Raw genomic sequence first — 15,966 nt, 5'->3', positions numbered from 1 at the left:
GTCGTGACAGCGATGGATTTGCCACTAATCTGATGCCTTGAAAGCACAAGCCTGGATCTTTCCAGGCTTCGTGCTATCAGATGCTTGAAGTTTTCGCGTGGCGGTCTTTTTTCACTGGATACCTGATATTCGATGCGCAGTCCTTACTGGTTGTTTCTCGTTTTGCTCTTGCTGCTGGCCGGTCTGCAGTACCGCCTGTGGGTGGGCAACGGCAGTCTGGCGCAGGTCGCCGAGCTGAAGCAGCAGATTGCTGACCAACATGCCGAGAACGAAGGTTTGCTGGAGCGCAATCGCGTAATGGACGCTGAAGTCAGCGAGTTGAAGAAAGGCATGGAGACCGTTGAAGAGCGGGCTCGTCACGAACTGGGCATGGTCAAGGACGGTGAAACACTTTACCAGCTGGCCCAATGATCAATTCCTTGCCGGCCTTCTGGGCCGTGATTCCTGCCGCGGGCGTCGGTGCCCGAATGGCCGCGGACCGTCCCAAGCAATACCTGCAACTGGGCGGGCGCACAATTCTCGAACACAGCCTCGGCTGTTTCCTCGATCACCCGAGCCTCAAGGGGCTGGTGGTCAGTCTTGCGGTTGATGATCCTTACTGGCCGAACCTGGCGTGCGTCAGCGATCCGTGCATTCAGCGCGTCGACGGCGGTGCCGAGCGTTCCGCCTCGGTGCTCAATGCGTTGCTGTATTTGCATGCGCAGGGCGCCGATGATGAGGACTGGGTGCTGGTGCACGATGCGGCACGGCCCAATCTGAGTCGCGACGATCTCGACAAGTTGTTGGCTGAACTGGCGGATGATCCGGTTGGCGGTTTGCTTGCGGTGCCGGCGCGCGACACGCTCAAACGCGTCGACAAGTCCGGGCGCGTGGTTGAAACCGTCGATCGCAGCGTGATCTGGCAGGCCTACACGCCGCAGATGTTTCGCCTGGGTGCGTTGCATCGGGCATTGGCCGACAGTCTGGTGGCGGATGCGCTGATTACTGACGAAGCCTCCGCCATGGAGTGGGCTGGATTGAAGCCGCGTCTGATTGAGGGGCGGGCGGATAACCTCAAGGTCACTCGACCGGAAGATCTGGAGTGGTTGCGCCAGCGCTGGGCTAACCGCCGCTGATTGTTGTGGCGCGTATAAGATCGCCTTCGCGAGCAGGCTCGCTCCCACAGTTGACCGCGTTCGCCTGGTAAATGCATTCCCCCTGTGGGAGCTAGCCTGCTAGCGAAACCGGCCACACGAACAACCCATCACTCAGCTTCTGTACTCCGGCCGCTCAGCCAACCCCTCCTTAAGAAAATCCACCAACTTGCGCACCTTCGGCGACAAATGTCGCTGCTGCGGATACAGCGCCCACACCGCCGTATTCGGCGGCTGATGCGCCTCCAGCAAGGAAATCAGCGCGCCGCTGTGCAAATGCTCCAGCACGTAATAATCCGGCAACTGACACAACCCCACGCCCTGCAACGCCGCATCCAGTACCGCCTGGCCACTGTTGCAACGCCAGTTGCCCTGCACGCGCTGGGAAAATTCCCGGCCGTTCTGCTCAAGCTGCCAGATATCCGAACTACCGATCAGGCAATTGTGCCGGCTCAATTCCGACAAGCTGTGTGGGCGACCATACCGTTCAAGGTAGGACGGTGACGCGCACAAGTACATGCGCCGGGGCGCCAGCCGTGTAGCGACCAATCGCGAATCCTGCAGACGGCCGAGGCGAATCGCCAGGTCCAGACCTTCATGGACCAGGTCGAGTTGACGATTGCTCAGCTCGATATCAACGCGCAACTGCGGATACAAACCCATGAAGCGCGTCACCAGCGGCACGATAAAACGTTCGCCATACGCCACGGCGCAGGTCATGCGCAACATGCCTTTCGGTTCGCTGGCCAGATCGCCAACTGCGCGTAAAGCCTCTTCGCGACCGTCCTGCAAGCGCTGGCAATGCTGCAGAAAAGTCTGCCCGGCTTCGGTCAAGGTGACGCGGCGCGTGCTGCGATAGAGCAGGCGCGTCTGCAAGCGTTCTTCCAGACGTGCGATCTGTCGACTGATATGTGAAGACGAAACCCCGAGACGTTCGGCGGCGGCGGTGAACTGGCTGCATTCGGCCACGGCGACAAACTCGTCAATGCCTTCCCAGCGGTTTTCCAGCATTGGAGATTATCCCTGTATGGCAATAATGTTTTGCTTTCGCTCGGATTATTCATCAAGCGGCGCTGAACTACACTGCCTGTCTGGTTTTTTATTCAATGGATTCACTGGAGAGTCAGCATGATCAAGTCGCGCGCCGCCGTTGCCTTCGAGGCCAAGAAGCCGCTGGAAATCGTAGAAGTCGATGTCGCCATGCCGAAGGCCGGTGAAGTGTTGCTGCGCGTGGTGGCTTCCGGGGTTTGCCACACCGACGCTTACACCTTGTCCGGCGCTGACCCGGAAGGGATCTTTCCGTCGATTCTCGGCCACGAAGGTGGCGCCATCGTTGAAGCCATCGGCGAGGGAGTGACCTCGGTTGCGGTCGGCGATCACGTCATTCCGCTGTACACCCCGGAATGCGGCCAGTGCAAATTCTGCAAGTCGGGCAAGACCAACCTGTGTCAGGCCATTCGCGCCACTCAGGGCAAAGGCTTGATGCCGGACGGGACTTCGCGTTTTTCCTACAAGGGCGAAACGATTTTCCATTACATGGGCACGTCGACCTTCTCGGAATACACCGTACTTCCGGAAATCTCTGTGGCGAAGATCTCCAAGGATGCGCCGCTGGAGAAGGTCTGCCTGCTGGGCTGCGGCGTTACCACCGGTATCGGCGCGGTAATCAACACCGCCAAGGTCAAACCGGGTGACACCGTGGCCATTTTCGGTCTGGGCGGCATCGGTCTGTCGGCAGTCATCGGCGCGGTAAAAGCCAAGGCTGCGCGCATCATCGCCATCGACATCAACCCGGCCAAGTTCGAAATCGCCAAACAGCTCGGTGCCACCGATTGCGTCAACCCGAAAGACTTCGATCGTCCGATCCAGGAAGTCATCGTCGACATGACCGATGGCGGCGTCGACTTCTCCTTCGAGTGCATCGGCAACGTGCAATTGATGCGCGCCGCGCTTGAGTGCTGCCACAAAGGTTGGGGCGAGTCGGTGATCATCGGCGTCGCCGGTGCCGGCCAGGAAATCGCTACCCGGCCGTTCCAGCTGGTGACCGGCCGCGTCTGGCGCGGTTCGGCATTCGGCGGCGTGCGGGGTCGTAGTGAGTTGCCGAGCTACGTCGATATGGCCCAGAGCGGTGAGATCCCGCTGGATACTTTCATCACCCACACCATGGGCCTGGAAGATATCAACAAGGCTTTCGATCTGATGCACGAAGGCAAGAGCATCCGTACCGTCATCCATTTCTAAGGAGCAGCGACAAGCTACAAGCCATAAGCTGCAAGAAGGCTCAACGACCTCTTGCAGCTTGAAGCTTGCAGCTTGTGGCTGAGATAGCTATGAATCTGGAAAATATCTCCTGTCAGAAGAGTTTCGGTGGCTGGCACAAGCGCTATCGCCATCGCTCCGAAGTGCTCGATTGCGACATGGTGTTTGCTGTCTATCTGCCGCCGCAGGCGGAGCAGGGCGGTAGATTGCCGGTGCTGTACTGGCTCTCGGGTCTGACCTGTACCGATGAAAACTTCATGCAAAAGGCCGGCGCCATGCGCATGGCCGCCGAACTCGGTCTGATTATCGTCGCGCCTGACACCAGTCCGCGCGGCCCGGATGTGCCGGACGATGCGGACAAGGCCTGGGACTTCGGTCTCGGCGCCGGTTTTTATCTGAATGCCACGCAGCAACCCTGGGCGCGGCACTATCGGATGCATGACTACGTTGTGCAGGAGTTGCCTGCGCTGGTTGAGGCGCATTTCCCGGCCTCGGACAAACGCAGCATCAGTGGCCACTCCATGGGCGGCCACGGCGCGTTGATCTGCGCGTTGCGCAATCCGGGGCGTTATCAATCGGTGTCAGCCTTTTCGCCGATCAACAACCCGATGGATTGCCCGTGGGGGCAGAAGGCTTTTACCAACTATCTGGGAGAAGACCGTTCGAAGTGGAAAGAATGGGACGCCTGCGCACTGCTGGCCGATGCGAAGGAAAAGCTGCCGCTGCTGGTCGATCAGGGCGATCGCGATGATTTCCTCGCCACGCAGCTTAAGCCCGAAGCCCTGCAACACGCGGCAAAACAAGCGGGGCATCCGCTGGAGTTGCGCCTGCAACCGGGCTACGACCATAGCTATTTCTTCATCTCAAGCTTTATAGACGACCACTTGCAGCATCACGCACGCGCTCTAGGCGCCTAATGTTCGACAAAGCAGGTAGAATCACGCCCTGACAAAAATCGGGGCGTTTTTTTTATGCGTATTGGCCACGGCTACGATGTGCACCGTTTCGCTGAAGGCGATTTCATTACTCTGGGCGGCGTGCGCATCGCACACGGCTTCGGGCTGCTCGCTCATTCCGACGGTGACGTCCTGCTGCACGCCTTGAGTGATGCCTTGCTTGGCGCCGCGGCGCTTGGCGACATAGGCAAACACTTCCCTGACACCGACCCGCAATTCAAGGGCGCCGACAGCCGTGCGCTGCTGCGTCATGTGGTTGCGTTGATCCACGCCAAGGGCTGGAAAGTCGGCAACGTCGACAACACCATCGTCGCTCAGGCGCCGAAAATGGCTCCGCATATCGAATCGATGCGCGCGCTGATCGCCGCGGATCTTCAAGTTGAGCTCGATCAAGTGAACGTCAAAGCTACCACCACCGAAAAGCTTGGCTTTGTCGGTCGCGAAGAAGGCATCGCCGTGCATTCCGTTGCCTTGTTGTTGCGCGCATGAACGACCTGCAATTGCTCGGCCCGCGCGCCTATGGCGAACCCCTCGGCACGGCGGTCCTGAAAGCCATCGCGGAAGATTTCCAAGTCGATGAAGTGCTCGATATCCCGTTCAGCGGCGACGGCGAGCACCTGTGGATCTGGGTGGAGAAGCGCGGCCTCAATACCGAAGAAGCGGCGCGGCGGATTGCCAAGGCGGCGGGCGTGCCGTTGCGCACCGTCAGTTATGCCGGCCTCAAGGATCGTCAGGCGCTGACCCGTCAGTGGTTCAGCGTGCAATTGCCAGGCAAGGCCGATCCGGATCTGTCGGCGGCGGAAAACGACACACTGAAAATCCTCAAGACCACCCGGCACAAGCGCAAGCTGCAACGGGGTGCGCACTCTGCGAACGGTTTCACGTTGCGGCTGACCCAGTTTGCCGGCGACAAGGCTGCGCTGGAAGAACGTCTGCAACGGATTGCCCAACAGGGCATCCCCAATTATTTCGGTGCCCAGCGGTTCGGCCATGACGGCGGCAATGTCCTCGATGCCCGTGGCTGGGCGGCGCGCAAGGCATTGCCGGAGCAGCGCAACGTGCGTTCACGGCTGCTGTCGACAGCGCGCAGTTTTCTTTTTAACAAGGTGCTTGCAGCGCGGGTGGCAGACGGCACCTGGCAGAAGGCCCAGGTCGGCGATCTGCTCGCTTTCACCGACAGTCGCAGTTTCTTCCCTGCCGGTGAAGCGGAGTGCAGCGACCCGCGCCTGGCGATTCTCGACTTGCACCCGACCGGGCCGCAGTGGGGCGAAGGTGACTCCCCGGCGTCGGGGGCTGTCCATGAACTGGAGCAGGGGATCGCTGGCGCTGAAGCCGAGCTGCGCGATTGGCTGGTCAATGCCGGAATGAGCCACGAACGGCGCATCCTGCGGCTGCCCATTGGCGGGTTGACGTGGCATTATCCCCAGCCTGACATTCTGCAACTGGAATTCGTCCTCCCGGCCGGATGCTTCGCCACCGTTTTGGTGCGCGAACTCGTTGATCTGGTGCCGGTGGGGCAGACGGACAGCCCATGCGTATTCTGATTTCTAACGACGATGGGGTAACTGCACCCGGTCTCGCCGCGCTTTATGCTGCGCTGGCGGATTACACCGAGTGCGTGGTTATCGCCCCTGAGCAGGACAAAAGCGGCGCCAGCAGTTCGCTGACGCTCGACCGTCCACTGCACCCGCAATACCTGACCAACGGCTTCATCAGCCTCAACGGTACACCGACCGACTGCGTGCACCTGGGCCTTAACGGCTTGCTGGAGCGCGAGGCGGACATGGTGGTGTCCGGGATCAACCTCGGCGCTAATCTGGGCGATGACGTGCTGTATTCCGGAACTGTGGCCGCAGCCCTCGAAGGGCGTTTTCTCGAGCGTCCATCGTTCGCCTTTTCGCTGGTTTCACGCCAGGTGGATAATTTGCCGACAGCGGCCCACTTCGCGCGCAAACTGGTCGAGGCCCATGCGAGCCTGGATCTGCCGCCGCGTACGGTACTCAACGTGAACATTCCCAATCTGCCTCTTGACCATATTCGTGGCATTCAGCTAACCCGACTCGGCCACCGTGCCCGCGCGGCCGCGCCGATGAAAGTGGTCGATCCGCGCGGCAAGGCCGGTTACTGGATCGCTGCGGCCGGTGATGCCGAGGATGGCGGTCCGGGGACTGATTTTCATGCGGTGATGCAGGGCTACGTGTCCATCACCCCGTTGCAGCTCGATCGCACCTTCAACGATGCGTTCAGAAGTCTCGATGGCTGGCTGGGAGGGCTGAGCTGATGGCCCGCGAACACGAAGACCGACTGCGCAGCGGCATCGGCATGACTTCCCAGCGCACCCGCGAGCGGCTGATCCAGCGTCTGTATGAAGAAGGCGTGTCGAACGCCAAGGTGCTCGAAGTCATTCGCCGGACACCGCGTCACCTGTTCGTCGACGAAGCGCTGGCCCATCGCGCCTACGAAGACACGGCGCTGCCGATTGGCAACAACCAAACGATTTCCCAGCCTTATATGGTGGCGCGCATGAGCGAGCTGCTGCTGGAGGCGGGCCCTCTGGATAAAGTGCTCGAGATCGGCACCGGTTCCGGTTACCAGACCGCAGTCTTGTCGCAACTGGTCGAGCGCGTATTTTCGGTCGAACGCATCAAGGTCCTGCAGGATCGCGCCAAGGAGCGACTGGTCGAATTGAACCTGCGCAACGTAGTGTTTCGCTGGGGTGATGGTTGGGAGGGCTGGCCGGCACTGGCACCTTATAACGGCATTATCGTCACCGCCGTGGCCACCGACGTACCGCAAGCGTTGCTCGATCAACTGGCGCCGGGCGGGCGCATGGTGATCCCGGTGGGCTCGGGCGAGGTACAGCAACTGATGCTGATCGTGCGCGAGGAAAACGGGTTTTCGCGGCACATTCTCGGTGCCGTACGTTTCGTGCCATTGCTCAACGGGCCACTCGCCTGAGCATTTATAAAAACGTGCTGAATTCCTTTCGTTCGCCTGTGTCCTACACCGGCAGCGAAGAATTAAACGCAGCGAGTTGGCCATTGGCAAACGTGTGCGTGCGGCGATTTCGCTTCATTAAGGGTAAAGCCGATCCGGCCCGTTATACTTGCGACAATCTGGGCCGGAACGCGGCACCTGTACATTTTTCAGCCACCACAAAGGAGCGGCGGGTGAGTCTCACAGTCATAGCGCAGCGTATGGGTAACACGAGCTTTCAGCGCCTGGTGACTGGCCTTGTCTTGAGTACTTTGCTGGTCGGTTGCTCCAGCACCAAATCGAGCAATGTCCGGGTGGTCGATCGCAATAACGCTGTTGCGCAACGTCCTACCGTGACGACCGGGCAGTATGTAGTCCGTCCTGGCGATACCTTGTTTTCGATCGCCTTTCGCTACGGTTGGGACTACAAAACCCTCGCTGCCCGGAACAATATTCCTACGCCGTATACGATCCATCCGGGTCAGACGATTCGCTTCGACGGCCGTAGCGGTTCAACGCCGACCGCGGTGGTCAGCACCAGCAGTTCTTCGCCTTCCTCGTCGAGCAAAACCACAGTAATCCGACGCCAGGCAAATGGCACCACGACCACTACAACCCGCGGATCTACTGGCGTTGCACCGTCCGTCGCGAGCAAGCCGGCAGCGGCGCCACTGCCGCCGGCCGGCCCAGCCCCGACCGGCTGGGGATGGCCATCTAATGGCGTTCTGATTGGAAAATTCTCTTCAAACGGTAGTTTGAATAAAGGAATTGATATCGCCGGAGATTTGGGACAGCCTGTTTTAGCTGCGTCTGATGGGACGGTGGTTTACGCCGGGAGTGGCTTAAGGGGCTACGGCGAATTAGTCATCATCAAACACAGCGAAACCTACGTCAGTGCCTACGGACATAACCGCAGGCTGTTGGTTCGGGAGGGGCAGCAGGTCAAGGTCGGACAGACAATTGCCGAAATGGGGTCAACGGGTACAGACCGGGTGAAACTGCATTTTGAGATTCGCCGCCAAGGTAAACCTGTAGATCCACTGCAGTTCCTGCCCAGACGTTGATTTGTAAGCCAGCCTGTTCCGTCGCGTAGAGGGGACAGGCTCCAGCGTTGCCAAGGATAAAGGCGTCGCTTGAGCTTGGGGTCGAACTCACCAAAGGACTATAACAATGGCTCTCAGTAAAGAAGTGCCGGAGTTTGACATCGACGATGAGGTTCTCCTTATGGAGACCGGCATCGATTCGGATTCGATGTCGAATGATGAAGGGGCTGCTCCACCTTCCGTTCGTTCCAGATCCAAACACTCCGCTACACTCAAACAACATAAGTACATCGATTACACGCGTGCACTTGATGCCACGCAGCTGTATCTCAACGAAATCGGCTTTTCCCCTCTGCTCTCCCCGGAAGAAGAAGTTCATTTCGCGCGTTTGTCGCAAAGTGGCGATCCCGCCGGGCGCAAGCGCATGATCGAAAGTAACCTGCGGCTGGTGGTCAAGATCGCCCGGCGTTACGTCAATCGGGGGCTGTCGCTGCTGGATCTGATCGAAGAGGGCAACCTCGGGCTGATCCGGGCGGTGGAAAAGTTCGATCCCGAGCGCGGCTTCCGCTTCTCGACCTACGCAACCTGGTGGATTCGTCAGACCATCGAACGGGCGATCATGAATCAGACCCGGACCATCCGGCTGCCGATTCATGTGGTCAAGGAGCTCAACGTGTACCTGCGGGCTGCACGGGAGCTGACGCAAAAACTCGACCACGAACCTTCACCCGAAGAAATCGCCAACCTGCTGGAAAAACCGGTGGGCGAGGTCAAGCGCATGCTCGGCCTGAACGAGCGGGTTTCTTCGGTCGACGTCTCGCTGGGTCCGGATTCGGATAAAACCCTGCTGGACACCCTCACTGACGATCGTCCAACCGATCCGTGCGAACTGCTGCAGGACGACGACCTGTCGCAGAGCATCGATCAGTGGCTGTCGGAGCTGACCGACAAGCAGCGCGAAGTGGTAGTTCGTCGCTTCGGCCTGCGCGGTCATGAAAGCAGTACGCTGGAAGATGTCGGCCTGGAGATCGGTCTGACCCGGGAACGGGTGCGGCAGATCCAGGTGGAAGGCCTGAAACGCCTGCGTGAGATCCTTGAGAAGAATGGTCTGTCGAGCGAGTCGCTGTTTCAATAAGCGTCTGCAAGATCGCCCGCAAAAAGCCCCGACTGGTTCGGGGCTTTTTGTTGCCTGCAGAACATGCGCTGGACCGTAATGCACGAGGGCTGGGTGACCGAGATGTAGTCTCGCTCTGTAAGCCATTGCTTACTGTTTCGTAAGTGTTCGATATTTTTACAGTGTGGCGGACGGCTATTTCGCTTGTTGATGGGGTGTAATGCATTGATAAATAGGTATATTCAAGAATATTAAAAGCGCATGACAGTAGTTTCTAGCGCTCAAGGCTGATTGTCCCGTCCTGGAAAATCATTAGTATCTGAATTGTGTCGACGGACAGACACGCCCTTCAAGGAGGAGGGGAACGGACATCGCAGGACGTGATTCATCAGGACGATGAAAAGGAATACAGGGAATAGGGAAAAAATGTGGGCGGGTCATACCGCCCCTTTTTTTGCCTGTAGAAAAACAAAAAGGCCCGCGAGGGCCTTTTCTTTCGAGCGCGGGGCAGATCAGCGTTCGAGGAGTTCGATCTTGTTTGGCTTGCCGTCCCACTCTTCAGCGTCAGGCAACGATTCTTTCTTCTCGGTGATATTTGGCCAGATTTCAGCCAGCTCAACGTTCAGCTGAATGAAGTTTTCCATGCCGTCAGGGATTTCATCCTCCGAGTAGATGGCCACAGCAGGGCATTCTGGTTCGCACAGTGCGCAGTCGATGCACTCGTCCGGGTGAATCACCAGGAAGTTCGGGCCTTCGTAAAAGCAGTCCACCGGACACACTTCTACGCAGTCGGTGTACTTGCACTTGATGCAGTTGTCGGTGACGACGAAGGTCATTTCTAATTTTCTCCTCAGGCGGCGGCAGCGTTGCCCCTTCACGGTTGGGGTCGCCAGGTTCGAGAGCGATACCTGCTGGCCAGGCTATGAGCCAGCAGCATCCCGAACCGCGCGAGATTCTAACAGCTTGAAGCGATTTGCGTTATATCCGCTTCTTCAGTGCTTATATCCGGTTCTTCAGTGCATAGAGCATTTCGAGCGCGCGGCGCGGGGTCATGTCGTCCAGGTCGACTTTCGCCAGTTCATCCAGCACCGGGTGCGGCAGGCTGGCGAACATATCGCTTTGCTGGGGTGCCGCCGGCTTCCCTTTGGCGGCCGGCTTCGGCGCCTCATGGGGCAGCGCGGTGTCTTCCAGACGACTCAGATGCTCACGGGCACGCACGATCACTTCGCTCGGCACGCCGGCCAGTTGCGCTACGGCCAGACCGTAACTCTGGCTGGCAGGCCCGGGTAGCACATGGTGCAGGAACACGATGCGCTCGTTGTGCTCGGTGGCATTGAGATGCACGTTGGCCACCAACGGTTCGGCCTCCGGCAGCACGGTCAGTTCAAAATAGTGCGTAGCAAACAGCGTATAAGCGCGCAGGTGCGCCAGGCGTTCAGCCGCAGCCCACGCCAGCGACAGGCCATCGAAGGTACTCGTGCCGCGACCGACTTCGTCCATCAATACCAGACTGCGTTCGGTGGCGTTGTGCAGGATGTTGGCGGTTTCACTCATCTCGACCATGAAGGTCGAACGACCACCGGCGAGGTCATCGCTGGAGCCGATGCGGGTGAAGATGCGGTCGACCAGCGACAGTTCGCAACTGGCCGCCGGCACGAAGCTGCCGATATGCGCCAGCAGTACGATCAGCGCAGTCTGGCGCATGTAGGTGGATTTACCGCCCATGTTCGGGCCGGTGATCACCAGCATGCGCGTGTTGTCATCCAGGCTCAGATCGTTGGCCACGAACGGCGTGGTCAGCACTTGCTCGACCACCGGGTGGCGGCCCTGAGTAATGCGCATGCACGGCTCGCTGACGAAGCGCGGGCAGTTCAGGTCAAGATTCAATGCGCGCTCGGCGAGATTGCTCAGCACGTCCAGTTCGGCCAGCGCGCCGGCGGTGTCCTGCAGTGGTGGCAACTGGCTGATCAGGTCTTCGAGCAGGGCTTCGTAAAGCATCTTTTCGCGCGCCAACGCACGGCTCTTGGCGGAGAGTGCCTTGTCTTCGAACTCCTTCAGCTCAGGAGTAATGAAGCGCTCGGCGCCTTTCAAGGTCTGGCGGCGGATGTAGTCGGCCGGCGCCGACTCGGCCTGCTTGCTTGGCAATTCGATGAAATAGCCGTGAATGCGGTTGTAACCGACTTTCAGATTGGCCAGACCGGTGCGGGCCTTCTCCCGGGCTTCAAGATCAATCAGAAACTGACCGGCGTTTTCGCTCAGCGATTGCAACTCGTCCAGTTCACTGTCGTAACCGGTTTTCAACACACCGCCATCGCGGATTACCGCGGGCGGGTTATCGATAATCGCTTTTTCGAGCAATGCTGCCAGTTCCGGGTAAGTACTGGTGATGGTCGCCAGAGTTTGCAGGTGCGGCGCTTCCAGATCAGTCATCGCCACTTGCAGTTCCGGCAGCGCACCGAGCGCGTCGCGCAGACGCGCAAGGTCACGCGGGCGCGCATTGCGCAGGCCGATCCGCGCCAGAATACGCTCGATGTCGCCGATTTCCTTGAGCTGCGGTTGCAGCTTTTCAAAGCGATAGCGATCAAGCAGGCAAGTGATCGAGGTCTGACGCGCCAGCAATACGCCGAGATCGCGCAGCGGGCGGTTCAGCCAGCGGGTCAGCAAACGGCTGCCCATGGCTGTCTGGCAGCGATCGACCACCGACTGCAGGGTGTTGTCGCGACCGCCGGCGAGGTTGGTATCGAGTTCCAGATTGCGTCGGCTCGCACCGTCGAGTACCACGGTGTCATCCAGGCGTTCGTGGCGCAGGCTGCGCAGGTGGGGCAGGGCGGTGCGCTGGGTTTCCTTGGCGTACGCCAAAAGGCAGCCTGCGGCGCCGATGGCCAGGGTCAGGTTCTCGCAACCAAAGCCCTTCAAATCCTGGGTGGAAAACTGCTGGCAAAGGCTTTTCAACGCCGAGTCGCGCTCGAAATCCCAAGGCGCACGACGGCGCACGCCACGGCGTTTTTCCGCCGGCAGGTCTTTCGGCCAGTCATCGGGAATCAGCAGCTCAACCGGATTGACCCGCTCCAGTTCCGCCAGCAGGTTTTCCCAGCCCTTGATCTCCAGCACGGTGAAATTGCCGCTGGTGATATCCAGCACCGCCAGACCGAACAGACGCTCGTCACCCAGTACCGCCGCGATGAGATTGTCGCGGCGCTCATCGAGCAACGCTTCGTCACTGACCGTCCCCGGCGTAATGATCCGCACCACCTGACGCTCGACCGGGCCTTTGCTGGTAGCCGGGTCGCCGACCTGTTCACAAATCACCACCGACTCGCCGAGCTTGACCAGCTTCGCCAGATAACCTTCCGCGGCGTGATAAGGAATGCCGCACATCGGAATCGCTTGGCCCGCCGATTGCCCGCGTGCCGTCAGGGTGATGTCGAGCAGCTTGGCCGCCTTCTTCGCGTCCTCATAGAAGATCTCGTAGAAGTCGCCCATGCGGTAGAACATCAGCTGATCCGGGTGCTGATTCTTCAGGCGCCAGTACTGCTGCATCATCGGAGTGTGGGAGGACAGGTCGGAGACGGCTTTATTCATCGGATTGTCAGGCAACTCGTTAAAAGATGTAGGGCAACAGCGCGGCATCGGCCGGGCGTTTTCGCGATGGACGCAAGGTTACCATGGGCGCTCAATCGGACGCAGGCACCGCGGTCGATTGGCGGGTTTGTTCATCGAAATGTTGTTTATGCATCTTTTATGCAAAACAGCATTTGTCTTCGCAAAAAACTTCAAGCATTATGCGCATTATGCAAAAACGCAACGTAGCCTCCGTCTTAAGAGCACTGCTCGATCAGCACGGGATCTCCCCCACGGAGCTCCACCGTCGCACCGGCGTGCCTCAATCCACTCTCTCGCGGATTCTCAGCGGGAAGATCGTCGATCCTTCGGATAAACATATTTCGAAAATCGCCGAATACTTCGCCGTGAGCACCGATCAACTGCGCGGGCGCGCGGACGTCGCAGCGACGGCTGGCGGCGGGCGTGATGACGTGCATGCGGAACTCAAGGACATAAGCCTGTGGGACGACGATACTCCTGTCGATGACGACGAGGTGTCGGTGCCCTTTCTTCGCGAGGTTGAATTGGCTGCTGGATCAGGAAGATTCGTCATCGAAGAGAGCGAACGCTCTAGCCTGCGCTTTGGCAAGCGCAGCCTGCGCCATAACGGTGTGCAATTCGACCAGGCCAAATGCGTGACGGTACGCGGCAACAGCATGTTGCCGGTGCTGCGCGATGGCGCCACCGTCGGTGTGAATGCGGGCAAGTGCGGCATTGGCGACATCATCGATGGCGACCTCTATGCGATCAACCACAACGGCCAGTTGCGAGTGAAACAGCTTTACCGTTTGCCGACCGGCATCCGTCTGCGCAGCTTCAATCGCGATGAGCACCCGGACGAGGACTACAGCTTCCAGGAAATCCAGGAAGAGCAGATCGTCATCCTCGGCCATGTCTTCTGGTGGGGCATGTACGCCCGATAAGCCAACCACTTTGAAAGAAACCCGCCCCTCGGCGGGTTTTTTTTCGCCTGGACGAAACCGCCAAACCCTTTGATCGCGGGGCTTTCATGCATTCGCGCATTTCTAGTGCATAAATAAATGCATTTACGCATTGACTGTATATGCATCCATGCATATTCTTGCCACCAAGCCGCTCGACAAAGCGGCTGGCAAGACAAGCTCTTTAGTTCCACAAGAACAGGCAGCGATGAACCGGCCTCAACGGTTCAGAGGGTTGGCAACTGACCCGGGTGTGCAGCGTAAAGCACCAGAAGCAGTTATCCGGCGGGCAGGGACCGCGGTCGGAAAAACAATCTGAATGGACTCGTACCGCGCCAGTAGCGCCGAAAAGTCAGCTCCCTTCATGACTACAGGATTTGAAGGGAGGCAAAGGAGCGCATTACTGAAAAGCCCGGTGTGCAAACGTCGGGCTTTTTGGAATGCCTACCGGGCAGGAACTGAAACGCCGGGATGCCGGCACTCAATAAGGATGATGAGCATGAAGAAATACGTACGTGTCGTCGCTGGCAAAGTCGACAACATTTTTGAAACCGCGAACCCGATCACCGATGAGTTTCCGGCGGACCAAGTCTGGGTAGATGTCAGCGCATTGCCCAAGATCGATTATTCCTGGAACGCGGTGAACACTGACGGCGTCTGGACATTTACTGATAGCGATATGTGGGGGCAACCGTCCATGTTGGCTATTCAAATGCGTAACGAAAGAGTGACTCGTTTCGACAAAGTCAACTTCACCCTGGCATCGTCCGCGCTGGTACAAAAAGTCGAGCTGGGGCTGGCAACACCTGCTGAAGAGGCCGCACTGCTGGCCTACAAGCAGTTCTTCATCGAGATGAGCCAAGTCAACAAACAGCCTGGCTACCCACTGAGCGTCATTTGGCCTGAAGTGCCATAAGCGACATTTGGCGCATCCGCAATATTGAAATGCGCAGTGCATTACTGAAATGCCTGGTTCTAATGCCAGGCTTTTAAATACCCGCCAGTTGCACGGCGACATTCCTGCCAAAGAGAGTAAATGAGGAAGACCCAATGAGTCTTTATGCACTGGTTGAATACAACCGAGTTGTCCAGTTGAAAGAAAGTGAAGTGATTCTTGACCCACCCGCTTCGCCAACCTCGTTTTGATTGATGTAACCGGCAGTACGGATATTCGGGTGGGTTGGAGCGCAACCTTCAATGGGGTCTGGACCTTCTCTGCACCGGCCGAAGAAGAGCTGCGAAACGAAGCCGAACAGCAAAAGTGGCAAGTGCTGAATGGGGCCGCCAGCTGGTTACTGAAGAACTCGTTGCAGTTCAAAGTCAACGTTGGCGTCGCCACCAGCGCAGACCAGGCTCGGCTGTTGGCCCACAAGCAATACTGCATCGCCCTCAGCGACATCGATCAGCAGTCGGGTTATCCGACGAACATCGCGTGGCCAGTCGCACATTACTGATTCCAGCTCAAGTAATCGATCGGCGGGACCGCATTACTGAAAAGCCTGGCGCAAGGCCGGGCTTTTTGGAATGCCTGCCTGAAGAGACATTATTTGAACTCAATTCCCATCTATCACCCACTGCCCACGGAGGCGTGACATGACAAACGAGCAACAAGCGTTGGCGGACATGCCAATCTGGCTGGTCATCCTCCTGGCCGTTGTCGGCGGGGTGTCCGGCGAAATGTGGCGCGCGGACAAGGAGGGCGCGCGCGGCTGGTCATTGCTGCGGCGCCTGGCCCTGCGCTCCGGCGCCTGCATGATCTGCGGCGTGTCGGCGATCATGCTGTTGTATGCCGCAGGGCTGTCGATCTGGGCCGCCGGGGCATTCGGTTGCCTCACCGCCATGGCCGGTGCCGACGTCGCCATCGGGCTTTACGAACGCTGGGCCGCCAAGCGCATCGGCGTCTGCGAAGTGCCACCGCGCGACCACCCTTAACCTGAATAT

17 protein-coding genes are annotated in these 15,966 nt (G+C 58.7%); 14 read left to right on the top strand and 3 right to left on the bottom strand.

All coding sequences use genetic code 11. From position 1 onward, the window contains the following. The first annotated feature begins 132 nt into the window (after positions 1 to 132). Together ftsB and ispD are read left to right on the top strand one after the other, a co-directional pair. Positions 133 to 411: a cell division protein FtsB gene (ftsB, locus tag ACGSLL_RS13245; protein ID WP_007964293.1), complete on the top strand. Its 279-nt coding sequence runs from the start codon at positions 133 to 135 to the stop codon at positions 409 to 411. After that, the gene (ispD, locus tag ACGSLL_RS13240; RefSeq protein ID WP_394506434.1) at positions 408 to 1,115 is read left to right on the top strand and encodes a 2-C-methyl-D-erythritol 4-phosphate cytidylyltransferase; all 708 of its coding nucleotides are present in this window, start codon (positions 408 to 410) and stop codon (positions 1,113 to 1,115) included. The genes ftsB and ispD overlap by 4 nt, the downstream gene beginning before the upstream one ends. A 132-nt stretch (positions 1,116 to 1,247) precedes the next feature. Here ispD and ACGSLL_RS13235 read toward each other — a convergent pair whose 3' ends face one another. Beyond that, on the bottom strand, positions 1,248 to 2,144 hold the full coding sequence (locus ACGSLL_RS13235) for a LysR substrate-binding domain-containing protein (RefSeq protein ID WP_394506432.1): 897 nt from the start codon (positions 2,142 to 2,144) through the stop codon (positions 1,248 to 1,250). Positions 2,145 to 2,261: 117 nt separating this feature from the next. On the opposite strand from ACGSLL_RS13235, the gene ACGSLL_RS13230 reads away from it, so the two are divergent. The 8 genes from ACGSLL_RS13230 (at position 2,262) to rpoS (ending at position 9,502) form a co-directional block, all read left to right on the top strand. Continuing rightward, positions 2,262 to 3,374, top strand: coding sequence for an S-(hydroxymethyl)glutathione dehydrogenase/class III alcohol dehydrogenase (locus ACGSLL_RS13230; RefSeq protein ID WP_394506430.1), 1,113 nt, complete (start codon positions 2,262 to 2,264; stop codon positions 3,372 to 3,374). Between the two features lie 89 nt (positions 3,375 to 3,463). Next, positions 3,464 to 4,309, top strand: coding sequence for an S-formylglutathione hydrolase (gene fghA / locus ACGSLL_RS13225; protein ID WP_394506428.1), 846 nt, complete (start codon positions 3,464 to 3,466; stop codon positions 4,307 to 4,309). A 54-nt stretch (positions 4,310 to 4,363) separates the two neighbouring features. Then, a complete protein-coding gene (gene ispF / locus ACGSLL_RS13220; protein ID WP_020795989.1) occupies positions 4,364 to 4,837 on the top strand; it encodes a 2-C-methyl-D-erythritol 2,4-cyclodiphosphate synthase in 474 nt (157 codons plus the stop codon). Then, entirely contained in the window at positions 4,834 to 5,892 is a 1,059-nt protein-coding gene (gene truD / locus ACGSLL_RS13215) for a tRNA pseudouridine(13) synthase TruD (protein ID WP_394506425.1), read from the top strand. Before ispF ends, truD begins: the two co-directional genes overlap by 4 nt. Further along, positions 5,880 to 6,629, top strand: a complete 750-nt coding sequence (gene surE / locus ACGSLL_RS13210; RefSeq protein ID WP_394506423.1) for a 5'/3'-nucleotidase SurE — start codon at positions 5,880 to 5,882, stop codon at positions 6,627 to 6,629. Before truD ends, surE begins: the two co-directional genes overlap by 13 nt. Positions 6,630 to 6,670: 41 nt before the next feature. Beyond that, the gene (locus ACGSLL_RS13205) at positions 6,671 to 7,306 is read left to right on the top strand and encodes a protein-L-isoaspartate(D-aspartate) O-methyltransferase (RefSeq protein WP_394506502.1); all 636 of its coding nucleotides are present in this window, start codon (positions 6,671 to 6,673) and stop codon (positions 7,304 to 7,306) included. Between the two features lie 212 nt (positions 7,307 to 7,518). Beyond that, on the top strand, positions 7,519 to 8,388 hold the full coding sequence (locus ACGSLL_RS13200; RefSeq protein WP_394506421.1) for a peptidoglycan DD-metalloendopeptidase family protein: 870 nt from the start codon (positions 7,519 to 7,521) through the stop codon (positions 8,386 to 8,388). A 106-nt stretch (positions 8,389 to 8,494) separates the two neighbouring features. Then, positions 8,495 to 9,502 carry an RNA polymerase sigma factor RpoS gene (rpoS, locus tag ACGSLL_RS13195; protein WP_090282024.1) on the top strand — a complete coding sequence of 336 codons (1,008 nt, stop codon included), beginning with the start codon at positions 8,495 to 8,497 and terminating at the stop codon, positions 9,500 to 9,502. 491 nt (positions 9,503 to 9,993) lie between these two features. Here rpoS and fdxA read toward each other — a convergent pair whose 3' ends face one another. Next, entirely contained in the window at positions 9,994 to 10,317 is a 324-nt protein-coding gene (gene fdxA / locus ACGSLL_RS13190; protein ID WP_394506418.1) for a ferredoxin FdxA, read from the bottom strand. A 163-nt stretch (positions 10,318 to 10,480) separates the two neighbouring features. Then, positions 10,481 to 13,063, bottom strand: coding sequence for a DNA mismatch repair protein MutS (gene mutS, locus ACGSLL_RS13185; RefSeq protein WP_394506416.1), 2,583 nt, complete (start codon positions 13,061 to 13,063; stop codon positions 10,481 to 10,483). Positions 13,064 to 13,272: 209 nt separating this feature from the next. Here mutS and ACGSLL_RS13180 point away from each other — a divergent pair, with 209 nt between their 5' ends. The 4 genes from ACGSLL_RS13180 to ACGSLL_RS13165 all read left to right on the top strand — a co-directional run bounded on the left by ACGSLL_RS13180 (position 13,273) and on the right by ACGSLL_RS13165 (position 15,957). Further along, complete coding sequence (locus ACGSLL_RS13180; protein WP_394506500.1) at positions 13,273 to 14,007, top strand: LexA family transcriptional regulator; 735 nt, start codon at positions 13,273 to 13,275, stop codon at positions 14,005 to 14,007. Positions 14,008 to 14,524: 517 nt separating this feature from the next. After that, entirely contained in the window at positions 14,525 to 14,941 is a 417-nt protein-coding gene (locus ACGSLL_RS13175) for a tail fiber assembly protein (protein ID WP_394506414.1), read from the top strand. Positions 14,942 to 15,200: 259 nt separating this feature from the next. Beyond that, a complete protein-coding gene (locus tag ACGSLL_RS13170) occupies positions 15,201 to 15,479 on the top strand; it encodes a tail fiber assembly protein (protein WP_394506412.1) in 279 nt (92 codons plus the stop codon). Between the two features lie 139 nt (positions 15,480 to 15,618). Continuing rightward, entirely contained in the window at positions 15,619 to 15,957 is a 339-nt protein-coding gene (locus tag ACGSLL_RS13165) for a phage holin family protein (RefSeq protein WP_394506410.1), read from the top strand. The last annotated feature ends 9 nt before the right edge of the window (positions 15,958 to 15,966 follow it).

The organism is Pseudomonas retamae, assembly GCF_043496865.1.
GTDB classification, from domain to species: domain Bacteria; phylum Pseudomonadota; class Gammaproteobacteria; order Pseudomonadales; family Pseudomonadaceae; genus Aquipseudomonas; species Aquipseudomonas retamae.
This window is presented reverse-complemented; position numbering and strand designations above follow the sequence as displayed.